This is a genomic window from Streptococcus parasanguinis, from assembly GCF_001578955.1.
Taxonomy (GTDB): Bacteria; Bacillota; Bacilli; order Lactobacillales; family Streptococcaceae; genus Streptococcus; species Streptococcus parasanguinis_U.
The window spans coordinates 323,114-326,002 of the sequence record NZ_KQ969690.1; the positions used below are offsets into that span (position 1 = coordinate 323,114).

The 2,889-nt window shown below is 36.4% G+C and carries 4 protein-coding genes; 2 read left to right on the top strand and 2 right to left on the bottom strand.

Annotated elements, in window-relative coordinates:
* On the bottom strand, positions 1-662 hold a 662-nt coding region (locus tag SPADD19_RS05400; RefSeq protein ID WP_061455453.1), incomplete at its 3' end, for a LytR/AlgR family response regulator transcription factor.
* 106 nt (positions 663-768) lie between these two features.
* Between SPADD19_RS05400 and SPADD19_RS05405 the strand changes: the two genes are divergently transcribed.
* Together SPADD19_RS05405 and SPADD19_RS05410 are read left to right on the top strand one after the other, a co-directional pair.
* Positions 769-1,725, top strand: a complete 957-nt coding sequence (locus SPADD19_RS05405; RefSeq protein WP_061455590.1) for an ABC transporter ATP-binding protein — start codon at positions 769-771, stop codon at positions 1,723-1,725.
* 1 nt (position 1,726) lies between these two features.
* Entirely contained in the window at positions 1,727-2,449 is a 723-nt protein-coding gene (locus SPADD19_RS05410; RefSeq protein WP_061455454.1) for an ABC transporter permease, read from the top strand.
* A 142-nt stretch (positions 2,450-2,591) separates the two neighbouring features.
* Here SPADD19_RS05410 and SPADD19_RS12625 read toward each other — a convergent pair.
* Positions 2,592-2,889, bottom strand: a 298-nt coding sequence (locus tag SPADD19_RS12625) for a biotin transporter BioY (protein ID WP_241496481.1), incomplete at its 5' end; no start/stop codon positions are given.

Genomic DNA, 2,889 nt, shown 5'->3' on the forward strand with positions numbered 1-2,889 from the left:
GACTGGAACTTACGACTAATTGGAAGTGAATGCTCCTCGGTTCCATTTAGCAAAATAGTTACTGTTTTCGCATCAAAATCTTTGATATATTTGGGATTTACAATATAAGAAGCATGAATTTGAATAAAATAATCAGGTAGTTTATCTAAAATGTCTTGAGTTTTCAGTAAGGACTTATAGGTATCTGCTAGTGTGTAAATAAAAACGGAACGCTTATCTTTTTCAAAATAGGTAATGTCACTTAAAGGAATAGAGTAACTTTGTTTTCCAAATGAGAAGTTAAAGATGGTTTGTCCTAGATCTAAATAACGCAAGATCCTATCTACTACCTTATTTAACCTTTGGGGTTCAATGGGTTTTACTAAGTAATCAAAAGTCTGTACTTCAAATACTTGTTCCATGTAATCTCGATAGCTGGTCACAAAAATAATGGGGATAAAAGGATTGAACTGACGAATTTCACGTGCAAGGTCAATTCCAGTAATTTGTGGCATATCAATATCCAAAAAAACACAATGTGTATCCCTTGTTAACTGTTCTAGCATTTTTTGTGGATTTGTATATAGTTTTGTTTCTACAGGAACCTTGTCGTAAGAAAGTAAATACTGTTCTAACTGACTAGCATCTCTAGTTGAGTCATCACAAATAACGACGTTTAACATAAGTCCCCCTTATCAAATTGAGTTGGCTAATTATGACACTTAAATGGTAAATCATGACGTAAACCATGGAAAGTCATATGTTTATTATACAATAATCTTATCAAAAATGAAGGAAGCTGGGACAATCTTCTCAGTTTTGAGTGATAAGATGAAGACATTTGCGACACTGACTATTAAAGATTTGACAAAATCATTCGATAAGCAACATTTTGCTAATAACCATATTTCCTTAGAAATAGAAGCTGCTAAAATTACAGCCTTTTTAGGACATAATGGTGCTGGTAAGTCCACCCTCTTAAATCAAATGATTGGTTTTACCAAACCCGATAAAGGAGATGTATGCTATGGAGACATTTCTTTTGTACAGAATCGTAAACAAGCTCGCTCAATGATGAGCTATATGTCGCAACAGTATGCACCACTTGAGAAATTGACGGTGGAACAAAACATAGAAATGCTTGGAAGAATGAGAGGATTAAACAGCTTAGATTTACAAAAGGAAATGGATCAGCTCCTAATCGACTTGGAAATTAAGGAGTACCGGGCAAAACAAGGAAAGGATCTCTCAGGCGGTTTAAAACGTCTAACTTCTTTTGCAATGGCTTTGATCGGATCTCCGATCATTATTCTTCTTGATGAGCCCACGAACGATGTTGATCCAATACGTCGTGAAAAACAATGGCAATTATTACAGAAGCTAGCGCATAAAGGTCATACCATTATTATCGTGACGCATAATCTCTTAGAAGTTGAAAAATATGCTGACAACTATGCCTTATTTAACCATGGGAAGTTAATCAAATCAGGACCAGTTCAGCAAATAACCTATCAAAAACAGTATCAAATATCTTTTGAGTTTAGGAATAAAGACAGCTTAGCTCTATTTCAAGATTACACCATTATCAATGGTTCGATCTGCCAGATTGAAATAGAAGAGAAGGAGCTAACGAGACTGCTACCAAAAATCACACAGGAATTGGATAGAAAGAATATTTTCAATCTGTCACTTACTCAGAAAAACATATCCATTTCAGATCTTTATAGAGAGGAGTTGACAAACTGATATGACTCAATTTTTTTACTTACTTCGTTGGAACTATCTTCGTCAAAAAGATCTATTTCTACTCTTTACGCTAGCTCAGGTTCTGTTATCCATTTCACTTCTTTTTGGTTATCCACTGGTGATAGGTAAAATTGATACGACAGCTGCCTACTATCTCTCTTCTGGTTCAGTTCTGATAGGAATTATTTCTATTGGCTGTACTATCTCATCACCTGTTATAGCAAATGCGAAGTCAGAAGGACATGTAGACTATGTACGAGCCCTTCCAATACCTCGAATTCTGATTTCCTTAGCAGATCTTTGGATGTGGATGATTGCTATTTTACCTGGAGTGTTCATTTCTGTTATACTGGGATATTTTCGTTTTTCTGTCCGCCTAAATGTATCTGTTCTGGCTGTTTTCATCCTATTTCTTATCTGTCTTACAATGATCAGTCTTGGATTTGCCATTGCCTATACTTTTTCTCCCAATATTGTCACGTTGATGTCTCAGTTAATTCTTATGATCGGTTTGATGTTTTCGCCAATTATGTACCCAGCAAGTCGTCTTCCAGATTGGATAAACCATCTCTACCATGTTCTTCCTTTTGTCCCTTCTGTCAACCTCCTACGAGCTAGTGTCTATAGTCATGGTCCCGTCTCATTTTTTGACTTCACTATTCTGATCATCTGGATTTTGCTAACACAGTTACTGATCTTGAGAGTTCTTTATAAGGAAAAATAAAGGAAGGAGGGTAGATAGAAGGTTCTTCTATGAAACAGTCATCCATTATAAAAGTAGTTCAATTGAAGAGATATTCCTACAACAAAAAGCAACAACTGTGTTCAGATGTTGCTTATTTTAGTATGTTTGTACCCTTTGTATCTTATTTGAAATACCAGTGGTGTTTGAGGCTGGCAAAAATTGCCTTGCTGGTGATCGTGATGATGATCAGTTTGATGAGGTCGGCAAGGATAAAGGGAGCAACGACCAAAGCAAATGCTTTTTGGATATCGGTATGCGTGACCAACATAAAGCCGATAGCTCCAGCTACAAAGAGAAGAATACTACTGAACAAATTAGCAAGGAAAATGGTCAGCACGCTGGATTTAGCATTGGTAAATAGAGACGTGATCCATGCTCGGAATGGGAAGAAGAGGAGGAAACCAGCAGTAGGGCCAAGG